The 19727-nt window shown below is 65.2% G+C and carries 7 protein-coding genes; 6 read left to right on the forward strand and 1 reads right to left on the reverse strand.

What is annotated here, in order from left to right:
• Nucleotides 1–14 precede the first annotated feature (14 nt).
• The 6 genes from BH93_RS18130 (at nt 15) to BH93_RS18155 (ending at nt 5828) form a co-directional block, all read left to right on the forward strand.
• Complete coding sequence (locus BH93_RS18130; RefSeq protein ID WP_037176560.1) at nt 15–968, forward strand: AurF N-oxygenase family protein; 954 nt, start codon at nt 15–17, stop codon at nt 966–968.
• Between the two features lie 121 nt (nt 969–1089).
• Nucleotides 1090–2061, forward strand: a complete 972-nt coding sequence (locus tag BH93_RS18135; RefSeq protein ID WP_037176558.1) for a daunorubicin resistance protein DrrA family ABC transporter ATP-binding protein — start codon at nt 1090–1092, stop codon at nt 2059–2061.
• Nucleotides 2058–2915, forward strand: a complete 858-nt coding sequence (locus BH93_RS18140) for an ABC transporter permease (protein ID WP_032376627.1) — start codon at nt 2058–2060, stop codon at nt 2913–2915. The genes BH93_RS18135 and BH93_RS18140 overlap by 4 nt, the downstream gene beginning before the upstream one ends.
• Nucleotides 2916–2925: 10 nt before the next feature.
• Nucleotides 2926–3783 carry an ABC transporter permease gene (locus tag BH93_RS18145; protein ID WP_037176556.1) on the forward strand — a complete coding sequence of 286 codons (858 nt, stop codon included), beginning with the start codon at nt 2926–2928 and terminating at the stop codon, nt 3781–3783.
• Between the two features lie 72 nt (nt 3784–3855).
• On the forward strand, nt 3856–4740 hold the full coding sequence (locus tag BH93_RS18150; protein ID WP_080739209.1) for a glycosyltransferase: 885 nt from the start codon (nt 3856–3858) through the stop codon (nt 4738–4740).
• Between the two features lie 170 nt (nt 4741–4910).
• Complete coding sequence (locus BH93_RS18155) at nt 4911–5828, forward strand: esterase/lipase family protein (RefSeq protein WP_037176554.1); 918 nt, start codon at nt 4911–4913, stop codon at nt 5826–5828.
• Nucleotides 5829–5916: 88 nt separating this feature from the next.
• Here the strand turns inward: BH93_RS18155 and BH93_RS18160 are convergent, their stop codons facing one another.
• Nucleotides 5917–19635, reverse strand: a complete 13719-nt coding sequence (locus BH93_RS18160; RefSeq protein WP_080739208.1) for a non-ribosomal peptide synthetase — start codon at nt 19633–19635, stop codon at nt 5917–5919.
• Nucleotides 19636–19727 lie beyond the last annotated feature (92 nt).

A 19727-nucleotide genomic window follows, 5' to 3' on the forward strand; every position in this document is an offset into this window, starting at 1 on the left:
AGGCGAGGCACGCAATGCTGGAACAGCCGTCGTTGCCGGAGTTCGACTCCGACGATGTCGTGGAGAGTGCGGTCGTCTCGCGGTTGGCCAAGAACTGGGCGCAGCGCGCGACAGTGAAGAAGCCCGAACCCGAGCTCGACGACCTGTTCGACACGTCCAAACAGGATTTTCCCGACGCCCTCATTCCCTTCGGCGAGCACGACACCTTCACCGGCGCCACCCCCGAGCAGAAGGATCGCCTCCGAGCCTGGGGTTGGATCGCGTTCAACAAGAACGTGATGGATGTCGAGCAGCACGTCGTCCACCCAGGTTTCGCGCTCCTGGCGCAGGACGTGTTCGAGACCGGAATGGGCGACACCCTCGCGGTAGCGGTGACCCAGGCGATGGTGGACGAGCAGTACCACACGCTGATGCACCTGAACGCGAGCGCAGCGACGCGGCGAGGGCGTGGGTGGGCGCTGTCGGAGCGTTCCCTGCCCTTCAGCTCGACGGTGCGTCGGCAACGTACTGCGCAGGCAACCAGCGACGACTCGTGGTCCGCTGCGATCAGCTCACTGGCATTCATGACGGTTGCGGAGATCTCCATCACGTCCTACTTGGACCTGATCGAGGACGACGACGTCATCCAGCCCATCAATCGGGCGACCGTAAAACTGCACAATCGCGACGAGTACTGCCATGCGTCGATCGCCGACGACATGGCCGCGATCGTCTTCGATCGACTCGGAGCCAACGACCGACAGACGTTCCTCGACGGTCTCGTCGACGGCATGGATGCGTTCTCGAGCAGCGATTTCTCCACCTGGCGACGCATTCTCGAGCTCGAGGGCATCCGCGGTGCCGACGAGATGCTGGCCGACGTCGAGCAGGACAGGAGTCGCCGCGCTCTGGTTCAGGACTACAGCGGGCTTCGATCTCTGTGCCGGAAGCTCGACGTCGAAGACAGTATCGATATCGATTGGGGCTGACTGCGGAGGTCACCCGGTGTCGACCCGCAGGTAACATTCTCGGGGAATTCCGGTATCAAGTAGTGGCCCTCGACTCCACGGGGTCCTGCCCCACCATTCACCCCGACAGCTCGGAGAATCGATGTCGTCAGCTCAACACGCAGCCGTACACGTGGAGGACGTACACAAGTCCTTCGGTGATGTGCATGCGCTGCGCGGCATCAGCTTCTCCGCCGAGCGCGGGACCGTCCTGGGCATTCTCGGTCCCAACGGTGCCGGAAAGACGACCACGGTCAAGGTGCTGTCGACCCTGATCGCACCGGACAGAGGCAGAGCTTTCGTCGCGGGACACGACGTTGCCGCGGACGCCCCGGCGGTACGACGCTCGATCATGATGACCGGACAGTATGCGGCCCTCGACGACACCCTGTCGGGCCGCGAGAACATAGAGTTGTTCGGCCGCCTGATGGGCCTGGACAAGAAGGCCGCCAAGGCGCGCGCCAAGGCTCTCCTCGACGAGTTCGACCTCTCGGATACCGGCAAGCGGCCCGTCCGTGGGTACTCCGGCGGCATGCGTCGCCGCATCGACATCGCGTGCGGATTGGTCGTGCGGCCGGAGGTCGTGTTCCTGGACGAGCCGACGACCGGACTCGACCCGCGCAGCCGCCAGGGCGTGTGGTCACTGGTCGAAGCACTCAAGGCACAGGGCATCACCGTGCTGTTGACGACGCAGTACCTCGAAGAAGCGGACGTCCTCAGCGACAACATCATCGTCATCGACAAGGGCACCGTGATCGCGGAGGGCACGTCCGATCAGCTCAAGGCCATGACCGGTGGCAGCTACTGCGAAGTGGTGCCGCTCGATCCCGGTCAGCTCCGAGCGGCCGCGCAGGCATTGGGCGACATGGTCCCTGCTGCGGTACACGCCGAGATCACCGCTACCTCCGACCGGCTCTCGGTGCCTGCACCCGACGGCGCAGCGACGCTGTCCGAGATCCTGCGCCGCGTCGACGCGGAGGGAATCGTGTTGGCCGACATCGCACTGCGACGACCCTCGCTGGACGACGTGTTCCTCACCCTCACCGGGCACTCGCAGACGAGCGCGAGCTCATGACGGCCACGACGCGGGGCTTACCCAAAACACACTCGAGGTTTGTCGAGCGGACCGGTGCCGGCTCCACCACACAGCAGCCGAAGCGGCGGTCACGAACGCGGCCGTCCGGATTCGTCCAGTGGCAGGCGCTGACCGGACGTGCTCTGTGGACGATGCTCACCAAGGGCGAGTTGCTGATCGCGGTCATCGCTCCGCTGATCTTCACCATCGGCTTCTACCTGCCGTTGAAGTTCGTGATGGGCCTACAGGGCATCAACTACGCGCAGTTCCTGATGCCGATCATCGTGCTGCAGGCTATGGCCTTCACCGCAATTTCCGCCGCCCAGAGAGCCTCGACGGAGGCGATGAGCGGACTCAATTCTCGTTTGAAGACGATGCCCGTCGTTCGTGGTGTCCCACTGGTGGCACGGATCTCGAGCGGTGTGGTCCGTTCGTTGGTGTCGTTGGTGTCGGCCCTCGGTTTCGGTTACGTCATCGGTTTTCGCTTCACTGCAGGATTCGGTCAGGCGCTGTTGTTCTGTGCACTCGCCATGTTGATCAGCACCACGTTGTCGATCGGTGCCGATGCGATCGGGACGCTGTCGAAGAGTCCGGAAGCCACCAGCCAGGTATTGACCCTCCCCCAGCTCATTCTCGGTATGGCCTCGTGCGGGTTCGTTCCGGAAAGTGGTTTCCCAGAACTCATCCGACCGTTCGTACGCAACCAGCCGATCTCGCAGTTCTCCTTCGCAATGCGCGACATGGCCGAAGGCGGAGTCAGCTTCCAGGTGTTGTGGCCGTCGCTCGCGTGGGTGGCCGGCTTGATCGTGTTCTTCGTACCGCTCGCCATCTGGGCGAGCTCCAGGCCAGAGTGACGAGTCCGAGATGACAATGTCCGAAGCGTCGGTGAACACAACCCGCCGCGTGTCCAGCTTGACCTTCCCCGAACCCAATATGGTCCTGGGCGAAAGGTCTGTTCGTGCGCTCTGGACCCACAGTCTGATCCAGGCCAAGCGACTGTTGATGCGATGGATGCGCGATCCGTCGACGATGATTCAAGCGTTGCTGTACCCCGCGTTGATGTTGGTCATGTTCCGTGTCGTACTCGGTAACTCGATTTCCGCGGCCACCGGAGCGCCGGCGATCTACGGTCAGGTGCCGATGATCGCTCTTGTCGGAGCCATGTTCGGGTCCATCGTCAGCGCTGTCGGTCTCAAGGGCGAGCGGAAATCAGGCTTGTTGTCCAGGTTCTGGACGACACCCACTCACCGCGCTGCCGGCCTGCTGGGCAGAATGATCGCCGAAGCAGTTCGAGTGCTCGTCACCACCTCCGTGATCATCTGTGCGGGTGTCGCGATGGGATTCAGATTCTCCCAGGGAATTCAGGCCGGCATCTTGTTGATCCTGATTCCGGTTGTGTTCGGTATCGGGTTCGCGGTGATGGTGACATTCCTGGCCACGGTCGCCGGAGACGCACCACTGGTCGAGCTGGTATCGATCTTCTGCACCCTGTTGATGTTCTTCAATGCGGGATTCGTCCCCGTGCTCGCCTATCCGCTCTGGCTCCAACCGGTGGTTGCGGCGCAACCCATGTCCGTTGCAGTCAACGCAATGCGGAATCTCGCTATGGGTGGTCCGGTCCTGACCCCGGTGTTGCAAACTCTGGCGTGGTCACTCGGAATGGCAGTCGTGTTTCTGATACCGGCAATCCGCGGTTACAAGAAGGCATCTTCGGACGGCTGACGAACAGGCGCACGACCGCATTCGGACCGGCCCCTTCCGCTCGGGCCACGTCCTTGCGTACCGTGAACCGCCGTGACCTCTTCGAGTGTGCCCACCGTATCGGTGATCATTCCTGTCGGCTCGTTCGATCGACATCTCGAGGCACAACTGAGGGCTCTCGCAACGCAAGATTTTTCGTATGAGTTCCAGGTCGTCATTGCAGACAATTCCGACTGCGCCGAGCTTCGGAAGTACCTCGAAACATGCGAAGTCCGTGAGGGTGTGTCGATCCTGTACGTCGACGCATCCCAGGCGACGGGGGCCGCGCATGCTCGCAATCGTGGGGCCGAGGCGGCCACCGGTGAGCTGCTCGCCTTTTGCGACGCCGATGACGTGGTGCATCCCGACTGGTTGAACAGCCTCGCCCGGCTGGCGACGAATTACGATGTGGTCGGTACCGCAGTCGAGACGTCGACGCTCAACGACGAACGGGCGTTGTCGTGGACGACCGGCCCGGCTCCGGAACAACAGGGTCGAACTTCGTTTCGCCCGTTCGCAATCGGTGCCAGCATGGCGTGCCGCGCGGAGGTCTATCGCGCTCTCGGCGGCATGGACAATCAGTTCGCAGCCAGCCAGGACGTGGAGTTCAGTTGGCGCGCACAGCTGGCGGGTCACAGTTTTCGCTTCGATCCGCAGCCGAAAGTCTCCTACCGTCTTCGTGACCGACTCCGACCGCTTCTGCGCCAGTCGTACCGGGCCGGTTACGGCACCACGAAGCTCATCGGTGTGTACCGCCCACTCGGTTGCCCTCCCCTGAGCATTCGGACCGTACTGCTCAGATGGGGCGTGTTGATCCTGCGCAATCCACTGTTACCCACGTCGCTGACGAAACTGTCGCGAGGGCACTGGTTGCGTGCCCTGTACATCCGCGTCGGGGAACTGCGCGCCGGTATCGAACACCGAGCGTTCAGCTGGTAATAAATCGGCCTTGTTTGTGAGCATCATCACAATGGGGATCGAGCACAACTCGCGGACCAGTAGTTCTGCAATTGCCCAAAAGGTTACTCGCACTATGAATGTTACGGTTGTGTCAACCACATGCTATCGCCGACGTCGTCCGACGCGGTGAGCTGAACCCGAAAGGGGCCATGGCGATTACAACACGAGCCGCGCGAGTTCTCTGTGCGCTCGCGGCAATCTTCGCCGTGACCCTCTCCGGACAAGCCATCGCGTCCGCCGATCCTGCCCCCACGCAGTTTCCTACCGTGGAGGGGACCAACGACTTCGGCTGCGTTCCCAGCCCCGAACATCCACGACCTGTCGTGTTGATCCACGGCACCAAGATGGATGCCACGACGTGGACCGTTCTGGCTCCGCAGCTCATCGAACAGGGCTACTGCGTGTTCGCACCCAATTACGGTGCAGTCGGCTTGCTGTTCGAGCCTGGCAAGGTCGTGTGGGGCTCGGGCGACATTCCCGAATCGGCGCGTGAGATCGGCGGTTTCATCGATCGAGTTCTCACCGGGACCGGCGCCTCGCAGGTCGACATCGTCGGACACTCGCAGGGCGGAATCGTAGCTCGGCAGTACATGAAGTTCGACGGTGGTACCGATCCCGCCGACCCCTCACGAAACAAGGTCCACAGCCTCGTCACCCTGGGTGCCACCAACCACGGCACGACATTCGGCGGACTGCAGGAATTGGCGAAGCTGGTCGCCTCATTGGGACTTCCCGGTGACGCGATCACACCGTTGACCTGGAACATGGCCGGAGCCCAGCAATTGGTGGGTTCGCCGGTACTGGTCAATCTCAATGCCGGCGGTGACGCCCTTCCCGGCGTCGACTACACGGTGATCGCCACTCGGGACGACACGATCTCGACGCCCCCGGAGCAGACCTTTCTTCGTACCGGTGACACGGAGTCGGTGCACAACGTATGGGTCCAGGACGTCTGCCCTGCCGCAACCACTACTCACGTCGGGCTCGTCACGGATCCGGCACCGAATTACATGGTGCTCTCCGCACTCGATCCCGAATACGCCTCGACTCACACCGCACCCTGCTGACCTGACGGTCCGGTCGCTCGGACCCCACGGTCCTACGGCGCAAGTCGACTCCGGGGCCGCCCATCACGGCCTCCGGCTCGACCGACATTCACCGCTCGGCGGCGTCCATCGCTGTGTCGAGTGCCCGTCCGACCACCACCAGCGACTCTGCTGAAGTCATGTTCGCGTGCGTGGCCTCGACATCGACGTTCTCGATGGTGCCGCCCACGTACGGCGACCAGAGCAGCGCCGCGTCGCCTGCGGACGGGTGATCTCGGACTGCTGAGAAGAACAGCAGATCTCCCTCGAGTGCCACCGGCGAGTAGCCGTTGATCTTCGTCGCGCTCGCGAGAGCGTCCTCGTACAGCGTCGACACCTGTAGCTCGTCGAACATGTCCAGTTCGGCCAGCACGAGATCGACGACCTGCCGGCGAGTGGCCTCGCTGCGCAAGTCGGTGAGCTCCCCCGCCCCACCGATCCCGAGCGCGCGCAGATTGTCCGCGAACTCTTCGGCGAACACCGCCTCGTCGACGGTGGGGAGACTGTCGAGCATCGCTACGACGCCGACTTCGTGACCGGCAGCTCGCAGTGCAACAGCTACCGCGTGAGCAAGGACGCCACCGAAGGACCACCCCAGAAGATGGATGGGTCCGGTCGGCTGCACGCGAACGATCTCCCGTGCGTACAACTCGGCCTGCTCCACCATGGTGCGCATCGAGTCCGATGCGTCGCGCAACTGCGGAAGCTGCACGCCGTAGATGGGGCGTCCCGGTGCAGTGGTCTCGGCCAACGCGGCATAGTTCCACGCCAGCCCGATCATCGGATGAATACAGAACAACGCCGGACGGTCGCCACCGGCTCGGATGGGAAGTATCGCCGCCAGCGGATCTGCGGCAGCACCGCCCGCTGCCGAACCCGCCGCCTCGTGGATCCGACGCGCGAGCAGCTCGACGGTGGGCTCGGTCAAGACCCACTGCACCTGCACCGCCGACCCGCACCGCGATCGGATCCGAGCCGCGAGCTTCGCAGCGAGCAACGAATTACCGCCCAGCTCGAAGAATCTGTCGTCGAGCCCGACGTCGTCGAGCCCGAGCACGTCGGCCACCGAGGCAGCCACATCCGCTTCGAGATCTGTGGTCGGCGCGCGAAACTCGATCCGGCGCACCTGCGGGTCAGGTAGTGCGCGACGATCGAGCTTGCCGTTGACCGTCAACGGCAACGACTCGAGGACCATCAGGGCGTCGGGAACCATGTACGACGCCAGGCTCTGCGCGGCGTGCCCGCGCACATGATCGAGATCCACGGACCCGTCGTCCGGCACCAGGTATCCGACGAGTCGGGATCCGAGGTGCTCGTCCTCGCGGACGATGGCGACAGCCTGCGCTACACCGGGTGCGGACCGAAGCGCTGCTTCGACCTCGCCGAGCTCGATCCTGAAGCCTCGCAACTGCACCTGCGAGTCCGCCCGTCCGACGTAGTCGAGGGTGCCCTGCGGCGTCCACTGCGCCAGATCGCCGGTGCGGTACATACGCGCGCCGACGCCCTGGAACGGATTCGCGACGAAGCGTCCTACCGTCAGTCCTGCACGTCCGAGGTACCCGCGCGCGAGCTGCACTCCGAAGACATAGACCTCGCCCACCACTCCGACCGGCACTGGACGCAGACCCTGATCGAGGACGTAGGTTCCGAGGCCGTCGATTGCGGTCCCGATTGGGTGTCGGACACTCTCGTCGACACCACGGACCTCATGATGTGTCACGTGCACCGTGGTCTCGGTGATCCCGTACATGTTGCTCAGCAGCGGCGCATCGACTCCGTGCGCGTCGAACCATCCGGTGAGCTTGCTCGGATCCAGGGCCTCGCCGCCGAACACGATGTGTCGCAACGCCGTCGGAGACGACGACGCGGCCCGCTCGGCATCGACGAACTGATAGAACGCCGATGGCGTCTGGCTGAGCATCGTCACGCCCTCGCGCGCCACGAGCTCGACGAACTCCCGAGGCGACCGGGACGTGGCATGATCCACCACCACCAGAGTGCCGCCGTGCAACAACGGTCCCCAGATCTCCCACACGGAGAAGTCGAACGCGAACGAGTGGAACATCGTCCACACGTCACTCGGTCCGAAGTCGAATGTCCGATCGGTGTTGCGGAACAGCCGTACGACGTTCTCGTTGGGTATCGCAACGCCTTTCGGCGTGCCGGTGGAACCGGAGGTGTAGATGACGTACGCGAGATCGGCACCACTGCGCGCCGTATCGGGTCGGGTCACCGAAGCCTGCTCGGTCGCACCCGCACCCTCCCACGCGATGACCGGCACACCGAATTCGGCGTACGACGCCCCGCCGTCGCGGTCCGTCAGTACACACGTCGGACGTGCATCCTCGATCATGAAGCGCGCCCGGTCGAGCGGCAGCGACGTGTCGACGGGGAGGTAGCCGGCACCGGACTTCAGCACGGCCAGCAAGCCGACGATCAGCTCGATACCGCGGGGAAGCGCTATGGCAACCAAGGTTTCCCGTCCCGCACCGGCGTCCACGAGCGTGCCGACCAGCTTCTCGGCTCGTAGGTCGAGCTCGCGGTAGGTCACGCGTTCGTCACCGAAGACCACGGCGACAGCGTCGGGTGCGGCCAGTACCTGCTTCTCGAACAGGGAGATCAGCGACTCGTCCTCCGCCTCGGAATCGAGCTCGGAAGCAACGGTTTCCGTCACACCGTTCCAGGTCTGCAGCACCTGCGCCCGCTCGGCACCGTCGAGGATGTCGATGGAACCTGCCTTGTCGGCTCCGTTCGATCCGTCGGCGACGGAGTCCAGTACCCGAGCAAATCTCGTCGTCATCGATTCCACGGCGTCGGCGTCGACGAGATCGGCCCGATACTTCAGCGTGAAGGTGATCTCGGCGTCGGCTACGACCACCAGGGTCAACGGGTAGTGAGTTGCGTCCTTGGTGTCGACACCGAGGACGCTCATCCCGTCGATCGAGCTCGCCGCGGATAAACCGGACTTGTCGATCGGGTACGACTCGAACACCACCAGGGTGTCGAACACTGCTCCCGAGCCGACCGCCTGCTGGATGTCGGTCAGACCCACGTAATGATGATCGAGAAGTTCCGCCTGCTCCCTCTGCGTGCGGTGCACCAGATCCTCGATGCTCGAGTTCGCGTCCTGGGTGAATCGGACCGGAACGGTGTTGATGAACAGACCGACCATCGATTCGATGCCGTCGAGCTCCGCCGGACGACCGGACACCGTGGTTCCGAACACGACATCGTCGCGAGTCAGCAAGCGCGAGAGCAGAACTCCCCACGCAACCTGAACCAGAGTGTTCATCGTGACGCCCAGTTCCGACGCGCGGTCCGACAACCGAGCGGCGTCCGCACCGCTGAGGACGAATCTCTTCTCGGCTATAGCAGGAGAGTCGGAATCCGCGGAGCCGTGCTGCGAGATCAGCGTCGGGTCGTCCAGTCCTGCGAACGCCCGTCGCCACGCGTCCAGTGAGTCGTCGAGGTCACGCGTGGACAGCCACGCGAGGAAATTGCGGTAAGGACGGACCCTCGGCAGAACGGATGTCTCGCCGCGGGTCGCGTACAGGACCAGCAGATCCTTCATCAAGATGGGCATCGACCAGCCGTCGAGCAGAATGTGGTGGCTGGTCACGCCGAGCGTCCACCGATCGGCGGCCGTGCGGATCAACAAGAACCTGATCAGCGGCGGCGCGGTCATATCGAATCCGAGCGCTTGTTCGGCACTCAGCAACTCGTCCGCAGACTTCGAATCATGTTCGGCAACAGTGAGATCGATTGTTCGCCACGGCACGCGAACCGAGTCGACGACGACCTGTACGGCATTGCCTGTCTCGTCGCGCAGGTATGCGGTGCGCAGGTTGGAATACCGTTCGAGAATCCGATCCGCCGCTAGGTGCAGCCGCTCCGCGTCGACGTCGCCGCCGAGGTGCAGCTGGATCTGTGTGGTGTACACGTCGGTCGTGGCCTCGGAGATCGACGCGTGGAACAGCAGTCCGTTCTGCAGCGGCGACAGCGGCCAGATGTCGCGCACCGACGGCAGCTGTGCCTCTACCCGCTCGATGTCGCGCTGAGTCAGCTGCACGAGCGGCAGATCCGACGGGGTCAGACCTCCGGCACCGTCGTTTCGGCCGTGCTCGACGATGGACGTCAGCGCATCTCGCCAGTGCTCGGCCAAGGCCTGAACGTCGGACTCCGACAACAGGGTCGTCGGGAAGCCGAAGTCTGCGGTGAGGCGTCCACCGACCACAACGGCGTTGATGTCGATCGGAGCCATGGCGGGGGCGTCCACGTCGGGCGTCCCGGTGAGGTCACCGAGGTCCCCGGCCGGAATCCACCCGACCTTCTCCATGCCCTCGGGTATGTCGGCCGCCGACACTCGGCCCAGGTAGTTGAAGCTGATCTGCGCGTGCGCTGCCGAGGGTGGTGCGAACGCCGGGTCGCCCATGTACCGCAGCAATCCGTAGCCCAGCCCCTTGTCCGGAATCGATCGCAGCTGCTCCTTGACCGACTTCACGGCGGCACCGGCAGCGATGCCACCCGAGTAGGCGTCGCCCACGTCGATGGTCTCGAGTTCGAGTCGAACGGGGTAGATGCCGGTGAACCAGCCGACCGTACGGGACAGATCGGCCCCTGTGGCCAGCGACTCCTCGCGCCCGTGACCCTCGAGTCTGATCAGAACCGACGAAGACTGCACACCCCGCTCGTCACGCCAGCGGGCCACCGCGAGCGAGAGCGCGGCGAGGAGAACATCGTCGACACCGGCGTTGAAGGCAGTCGGGATCGCCGTCGTCACGGCCTCGGTCGTGGCCTCGTCCACCTCGATGTGCACCTTGCGCACAGTCGATGCCAAGTCCACCGCGGGGTCGAAGTGGCGCGTACCGACGGGCAGCTCGATCCGGTCCAGAACCGAAGTCCAGTAGGGCAATTCGGCTCGACGAACATCGGAACCCGCGTTGTCGACCAGCGCGTGCGCCCACCGCCGGAACGACGTGCCGACCGCATCGAGTGTCGGTACCGACCCCGCGGACACCTGCAGCCAGGCAGAAATCAGATCGGGAACGATGATGCGCCAGGACACGCCGTCGACGACGAGGTGGTGGGCAGCGACGATGAGCCTGCCCGTGTCGTCGGTTCCTTCCCCGGACGGTGACGTCGGATCGAGCCACGCGAACTCGACGACTCGTCCGGCCGCTGGGTCCAGACGACTCAGCGCACCCTCGAGTGCCGACGCAGCGAGGGTCAGACGACCATCGTCATCGAGGGCCGGATCGACGGCCGTGCGCGTGACGGCCGCCGCGACATCGACACCGCCCTGCTCGCGCGTGCGCAACACCCACGCACCGTCGACGTCGCGTTGCAGCACCGCGCGCAACATGTCGTGGCGATCGATCACGGCGGTGAGGGTGGCGACTATCTGGTTCTCGGTGATGCCGGCGGGAAGCTCGAGAGCGAGGTTCTGGGTGAACCGATCGAAGCCACCGGCGCGCTCGACCATGAAGCCGACGGCCGGGGTCAGCGGAATCGTCCCCACTCCGCCGCCGGGAAGTTCCTCGAGTACGTCGGCGGCACCGGATTCCACGATCTCGGCCAGTGCGGCAACGGTTCTGAGCTCGAACACGTCCCGCGGTCCGAAGTTCAGGCCGCGAGCCCGGGCGCGCGAGACCAGCTGGATGGACACGATGCTGTCACCGCCCAGGGCGAAGAACGAGTCGTCCACGCCCACGGTGTCGACACCCAGTACCTCCGCGAACACCTCGCTCAGGGCGCGCTCGGTGTCGGTGGTCGGTTCGCGACCTGCAGTGGTCTCGAACACCGGTTCCGGCAACGCGTTTCGGTCGAGTTTGCCCACCGGGGTCAGCGGCACTTCGTCCACCACGACGACGGCCGAGGGCACCATGTGTGCAGGAAGCGATTTCCCGACGTGCTCACGAACGTCGGCGGCGTCGATGTGAGCTCCCGGCCGCAAGCGCACGTAGGACACGAGGGCGGTGCCGCCGGAGGCAAGCGTCCGCCCGAGGGTGGCCACGAAGTCGACGCTAGGGTAGGTCGCGACGACGGAGTCGATCTCACCGAGCTCGATGCGGAATCCGCGGATCTTGACCTGGAAGTCCGAGCGGCCCACGTACTCGATCACGTTGCTGCCGTTGCTCTTTCGCCAGCGTACGACGTCACCCGTTCGGTACATCCGGTCTCCGGCGTCGCCGAACGGATTCGCGACGAAACGCTCGGCCGTCAGCCCGTGCCGCCGAAGGTATCCCCGAGAGAGCTGCACACCGGCGAGGTAGAGCTCGCCGGTGACGCCGAGCGGTACCGGACGCAGGCGCGAATCCAGGACGTACGACGCCATTCCCCGGATGGGCCCGCCGATGGACAACAGGTCGCCGGGGCTCAGAGCGTCGCTGATGTTGGTCATGATGGTGGTCTCGGTCGGGCCGTAGCCGTTGAAGAACCGAACGTGAGTGGACCAGCGCTGCACCAGCTCCGGCGAGCACTGCTCGCCGCCTGCGATCACGACCTCGAGACCGGTCACCGCGTCGGGATCGATCGAGGCCAGAACCGTCGGAGTCAGGAACGTGTGCGTTACCGACTCCCGCGTGATCAGTGCCTCCAGCTCGCCGCCGCCGTATGTGCGCGGTGGCGCGATCACCAGGGTGGACGCGGAGGCAACCGCGAGAAGCAGTTCGAGAACCGACGCGTCGAAACTGGGCGACGCGAAGTGCAACGCGCGGGATTGCTCGGTCAGCCTGTATCGCTCTCTCTGCTCGGCCGCGAAGTTGGCCAGGCCGCGATGCGTGACGACCACGCCCTTGGGCTTTCCGGTGGAGCCGGAGGTGTAGATGACGTACGCGGCGTCGTCGGCCTTCGCACGGTCCATCGAATCAGGCTGCACCACTGTCGTATTCGACTGCACGAGTGCATCGACGACGATCCAGTCCACCTCGGTCGGCAGTGACTCGACGACATCCGATGTCGTGAGCCCGATCCGTACGCCGGAGTCGCTGAGCATGAAGCGAACTCGATCGTCCGGGTAGTCGGGATCGACGGGCACGAAGGCCGCGCCGGATGCAGTCACAGCCCACACCGCGGTCACCGACGAGATGCCGCGGCGGGTGGCGACAGCCACCGTGGTGCCCGGTCCGACACCGCGACCCCGCAGAATCTCCGCGATCGCGGCGGACGTCTCGTCGAGCTCGCGATAGGTCACCTGGTTGCTGCCCTGCGCCAGCGCAGTTCCGTCCGGGTTCGCCGCGACGGCATCGGCCATCAGATCCGCGAGGGTTCGCGGGGCGACGGTTCCCACCGGCCCGCGCAGCAGATCCTGCGCCTCGCTGGGTGCCGACAACTCGATATCTCCCACCACCGTCTCGGGATCGGCCGCAACGGCGGCCAGCACCCGTACGAGCCGCGCCGAGATCTCGTCGACGGTGTCGGCATCGAACAAGTCTGTGGCGTAGGTGATCACGCCTGCCATGCCGTCGGCGGTGCCGTCGGGATGGGCTTGTTCGGACAGCGTGAACTGCATGTCGAACTTTGCGCTCGTGTCCTCGATGTCGACACCGGCGATCGTCAGATCGGGCAGCGTCAGAGAACTCGTAGCCGGGTTCTGGAACGAGAGCGCAATCTGGAACAGGGGGTGCCGGGACTGCGAACGTTCGGGGTTCAGCTGTTCCACCAGACGCTCGAACGGCACATCGGCATGCGCGAAGGCCTCGAGGTCCGCGTGCCGCACGGTGTTCAGAACGGTCGCGAACCGGCTGCTCGGCTGCACGTCGGTCCGCAGCACGAGCGTGTTGACGAACATCCCGACGAGGTCGTCGAGGGCGGCGTCCCCGCGGCCTGCGATCGGCGTACCGATCACGACGTCGTCGGTGGCTGCCAATCGTGCCAACAGCACGGCGAGCGCTGCGTGGACCACCATGAACAGCGTCGAACCACTCTCGCGCGCGACCCGGCCGAGGGAGGCGTGCAGGGAGGCGTCGATCTCGAAACGAGCCGCCGCTCCCCTGTTGCTGATCACCGGTGGACGAGGTCGGTCCGTGGGTAGATCCACTCGATCGGGAATTCCGGCCAGCGTCCGAGTCCAGAAGTCCAACTGCTTCGAGAGCACCGACTCCGGGTCGGTCTCCTCGCCCAGTACGCGACGCTGCCACAGGGTGTAGTCCGCGTACTGCACGGCCAGATCCGACCAGCCCGGGGCGGACCCCGCCGTGCGAGCCGAATACGCCACCGCAAGATCCCGCGCGAGCGGCCCCATCGAGAATGCGTCACCGCTGATGTGGTGCACCACCACGGCCAGTACGTGCTCGCGCTCACCCAGCCGGTAGAGCCACGCTCTCAGCGGTACCTGGATCGTCACATCGAACGGCATGCTCATGGCGTCGGTCAGAACCGCGACGAGTTCGTTCGGCGCGACGGCGATGGGCGTGAGATCGGGCACCTCGATGCCGTCGGTCACCACCGATTGCCGTGCCCGACCGTCGGTTTCGGGATACAGCGTCCGCAGCGACTCGTGTCGATGCACGATGTCGGATACCGCACCCTGTAGCGCAACCACATCCAGATCACCGGTCAGCGAAATCGCCAACGGCAGATTGTCGGCGGCCGAGGTGGTGTCGAACTGGTTGAGGAACCACATCCGCTGCTGTGCGTACGACAGCGGGATCTCCGCCGGACGCTCGACAGACTCGAGCTTCGGAACGGATCGCTCGGACGACAACGCCGAGACCGCCGCAGCGAAGGCGGCGACAGTGGAGGCCTCGAACAGCGCTCGAACCGGAACGCGCCATCCGGCGGCAACACCCACCCGTGCGACGAGACGGGTGGCGATGAGAGAGTTCCCGCCCAGATCGAAGAAGTCGTCGTCGAGTCCGACGCGCTCGACGCCCAGAACATCGCCGAACGATGCCGCGACGATCTCCTCCACCGGTGTCGACGGTGCGCGGTACTGCCGGGTATCGATCGACGGGGACGGTAGTGCGCGACGGTCCAACTTGCCGCTCGAGTTCAACGGAAGTTCGCCGAGGACAACGACGGCACTCGGAATCATGTACGCGGGCAACAAGTTCTTGGCGAACTCGGTCACAGATGCACGATCGGGTGCGGCACCGACCGCCGGCACCACGTAGGCCACGAGCTGGTCACCGGTGGCCGTCGGCACCACCAGCACCACGGCCTGGTTGACATCGGCAGAGGTGAGCAACGCAGATTCGATGTCGCCGAGTTCGATGCGCTGGCCGCGGAACTTCACCTGAAAATCGCTGCGCCCGATGTAGTCGAGCACGCCGTCGGGTCGACGGCGAACCAGGTCACCGGTGCGATACATCCGAGTGCCGGAGCCGCTCACGTCGGCGACGAACCGGTCCGATGTCAGATCCGGACGGGCGACGTAGCCCCGAGCGAGTTGGTCGCCGACCAGATACAGCTCGCCCTGCACACCTGTCGGCACAGGGTGAAGGCGTCGGTCGAGTACCAGTGCGCCGACGTTCCATTCGGCGACACCGATGGGTATCGAACCACGCGAATCCGGCTCCGCGCGATGCTGAGTCACCGACACCGCGGCCTCGGTGGGCCCGTAGAGATTGTGGACGCGAGCAGTGCTGACGCGACCGAAATCGGTCACGGTCGCAGGCGGCAACGCCTCACCGATGACGAAGATGTCACGCAGCGTGGCGCATTCGGCGGCGCGTGCGTGCGCAGCGAACACGGTGAGCATCGACGGCACGAAGTCCGTGAGTGTCACCCCGTGCCGGGCGATCGAGGCCGAGATGTACTCGGGATCGCGATGCCCGTCCGGCGTCGCGAGAACGATGCGGCCCCCGGTACGCAACGGCAAGAAGAAGCCCCACACCGACACGTCGAAGGTGGTTGCGGTCTTCTGGAAATAGACGTCGGTGTCCGCCACGTCGTACTGTGCCGTCATCCAGGCCAGCTGGTTCTCGACCGCGCGGTGGGACACCGCGACGCCCTTGGGGTTTCCGGTCGAGCCGGAGGTGAAGATGACATAGGCGGGACTGGCTGTGTGCAGGGGGCGCAACTCGTTCGCGCGCAGAGGAGAACCGTCGAGCGCCGGATCGAGGGTGTCGATCGCGATGGATTCCGGCACCGTCTCGTGCCCGCTGGTCTCGTCGGGTTCGATGTCGGCGGCGCTGGTGAGCAGACACAACGGCGCCGCCGTGCCGAGGATGTGGGCTCGGCGTTCGCTCGGGAGATCAGGATCGATCGGCACGTAGGCGCCGCCCGCTCGAACCACGGCGTAGATCGCCACCAGCAGGTCGATCGAGCGCCTGATGGACACGGCGACGAGCACCTCGGGGCCGACACCGCGCGAGATCAGATGCCGCGCAAGCGCATTGACTCGGTGGTCGAACTCCGCGTAGGTCAGCGTGACGTCCTCGAACGTCACCGCCGGCGAATCGGGTGTCGCGGATACCTGCCGCACGTAGGCGTCCAGGATCGACCGGTCCGGCACCGCGACTGCATCGACGGCCGCATGTTGGGTGGACAGTGCCCGCTCGGCGGCGTCGAGCAGATCCACATCGCCGACCGGAAGTGTCGGCGCATCGACGAGTCGAGCGAGCAGCAGGACGAAGCGGTGGGCGATTCCACGCACCGTCGCCTCGTCGAACAGATCCGCCGCATAGGTGAACGTGCCCGCGAGCGCGTGCTCCTCGGTACCGGCGGCGCGATCCTCCAGGACCAGTTGCAGGTCGAACTTCGCGACCACCTCACCGAAGTCCAGCGGGGACACCGTCAGCTCCGGCAGCTCGAGTGTGCCTGTGGGCTGGTTCTGGAAGAACAGAGCCACCTGGAACAGCGGGTGGCGGTCGCCGGAGCGAACAGGGTCGAGCACCTCGACCAAACGCTCGAACGGAAGGTCCGCGTGCGCGAACGCCTGCAGATCGGCTTCGCGAACCTGGGAAAGCAGGTCCGAGAATGTGCGGGACGCGTCGACGGCGGTACGCAGAACGAGGGTGTTGACGAACATTCCGATCACGTCGTCGAGCGCCTGCTCACCTCGACCGGCGATCGGCGATCCGACGACGACGTCCGTGGAATCGGACAGGCGGGCGAGCAGCACCGCGAAGGCGGTGTGTACCACCATGAACGGCGTGGCCCCGTGCTCGCGGGCCAGACGCCCGATCGCCGCCGTCGACGCCGCGTCGATGTCGAATCCGAGTACCCGACCGACTCCGGTCGGATCGAGTGGACGGCTACGGTCGGTCGGCAGGTCGAGCTGATCCGGCAACCCCTCGAGGTTGTCTTTCCAGAACGAAATCTGCTGATGTGCAACGGAGTCGGGATCGTCGTCGGATCCGAGCACCTCGTGCTGCCACAGCGTGTAATCGGCGTACTGCACTGCCAGTGGTTCCCAGCCGGGTGCAGTCCCCGCGCTGCGAGCGGCGTAGGCGGTCATGATGTCTCGCACCATCGGTGCGACGGACGAGCCGTCGGCGGTGATGTGGTGGGCCACCAGCACGAAGACGTAGTGATCGGTGCCCAGATGCAACAGGTGCAACCGCACCGGGACCTGCTGGGTCACATCGAAGCCCGCGAAAGCCAGCTCCTGAACCCGACGCGCGACCGCATCGGCCCCGATCGTTTCGATCTCGAGCGTGACTCCACTCTCGACCGCGTCCCGCACCATCTGGTACCCGATCCCGTCGACCTCGGGGTAGTACGTGCGCAGCGATTCGTGACGATCGACGACATCGTCGATCGCGGAGGACAGCGCCGAGACGTCGAGAATTCCGCGCAGTTCGATGGCGGCCGGAATGTTGTTCGCTCCCGACGCGGTGTCGAAGCGGTTGAGGAACCACATCCGTCGCTGAGCCAACGACAGTGGGATCCGCTCGGGCCGCTCCCTCGTCGCCAGCACCGGCTGCGGTCGGCTCGCGGCGTTGTCGCCATCGGACGAGGCACTCTCCACGCGGGCAGCGAGGGATTGCACGGTCGAGAACTCGAAGACCGTGCGTGCCGGCACTCGGGTTCCGGTCGCAGCTCCGAGACGCGCGGCCAGTTGCGTTGCGATCAGGGAGTTTCCGCCGAGGTCGAAGAAGTCGTCGTCGGCACCGACTCGGTCCATGCCGAGCAGCTCGCCGAAGATCTGTGCGACGGTGATTTCGGAGGGCGTCGACGGAGAACGGAACTCTGCCGCGGCGAAGACCGGAGCGGGCAACGCGGCCCGATCCAGCTTGCCGACCGGCGTCAACGGGATCGAGTCGAGTGCGATGATCATCGACGGAACCATGTGTCGTGGAAGATGTTGTGCCGCAACCGAAAGAAGTGCTCGCTCGTCGAATTCCGACGTCGCCGCGGGCAGTACGTACGAGACGAGGGCGGTGGACTTCGACGGTGTCTCGCGGCCGACCGTCACGGCGAATTCGACGCTCTCGTCGGCCGCCAGAACGGCGTCGATCTCACCGAGTTCGACGCGGAAGCCGCGAATCTTGACCTGAAAGTCGTTGCGGCCGATGTATTCGACCACTCGCTCACCCTCGACCACCCGCCAGCGCACGACGTCTCCGGTGCGGTACATCCGCGCACCGTCCTCACCGAACGGACAGGCAAGGAAGCGATCCGAGGTCAGTCCACGTCGCTGGTGATAGCCGCGGGCAAGTCCCGGCCCGGCCAGGTACAGCTCTCCTGCCACCCCGTCGGGGACCGGGTTCAGGGATGCGTCGAGCACATATACGCTGACGCCTCGGATGGGCCCGCCGATCGTCACGCGCTCGTTCTCGGCGATCGGGCCGCCGATGTTGGTCATGATCGTCGTCTCGGTCGGCCCGTACCCGTTGAAGAAACGGCGGCCCGGTGCCCATCGGTTCGCCAGCTCGGGCGGGCAGGCCTCGCCGCCGACGACGACGGTCTGCAGAGTGTCCGTGTCGGCCGGATTCACCGACGCCAGAGCTGCTGGGGTGATGAAGGCGTGACTCACGTTCTGCGCGCGGATGAGCGCAGCCAGATCGTCCCCACCGAGAATCTTCGGAGAGGCGACGACCATCGTCGAACCCCGGCCGATGCTCATCAGGAGTTCGAGTACGGACGCATCGAAGCTCGGTGATGCGAAGTGCAGCACTCGCGACTGCTCGGTCAGCGAGTAGCGGTCGATCTGCTCCTCGCAGAAGTTGCTCAGTCCGGCGTGAGTGACGACGACGCCCTTCGGCAGACCGGTCGATCCGGAGGTGTAGATCATGTATGCCGGATGCGTCGGCTCCAGGGCTCGCACCCGATCCTCCGCCGTGACGGGCTCGCTGGACAGTTCGTCGAGACGCCGAGTCATGTCACTGTCGTCGATCACCAGCCATTCGACCTCCGCGGGCAGATCGTCGCGCACCGCGCCGACGGACAACCCCAGCAGCACGCCGGAGTCGGACACCATGTGCCGCACCCGGTCGGCCGGGTAGGTCGGATCGATCGGCACGAATGCCGCGCCGGTCTTGGCCACCGCCCACAGCGCCATGACGGACAGGTCGGAGCGCGGAATCGACAGTGCGACGAAGTCCTCGGGACCGACGCCACGCGCGATCAGCACGCGGGCGAGAGCAGCCGATCGAGCATCGAGCTCGGCGTAGGTCCAGATTCGGCTGTCGAACACGAGGGCATCCGAGTCGGGTCCGAGTTCGACTGCCGAGGCCAGCAGCTGAGGCAGAAGCGGCGTGCGGGGGCGTCGACGGCGCACGGGACGCTCACGTCGTGCCGGCCGCTCCCTGGTTCGTGTTTCCCGGCCCCGCTCTCGCGAACCGTTCTCCACCGGGTTGCCGCCGCCGGTCGTTCCTGCTGTCCCCGACGTCTCGGTACCCATGAACTGTCGTGCTCCTCACACTCGAACGACACTCGGGCGTCCGCCGCTCGCCCGATCCAGCCCGGCGGACTATTGACGTCCGACGGTACGCA

Source organism: Rhodococcoides fascians A25f, assembly GCF_000760935.2.
Taxonomy (GTDB): Bacteria; Actinomycetota; Actinomycetes; order Mycobacteriales; family Mycobacteriaceae; genus Rhodococcoides.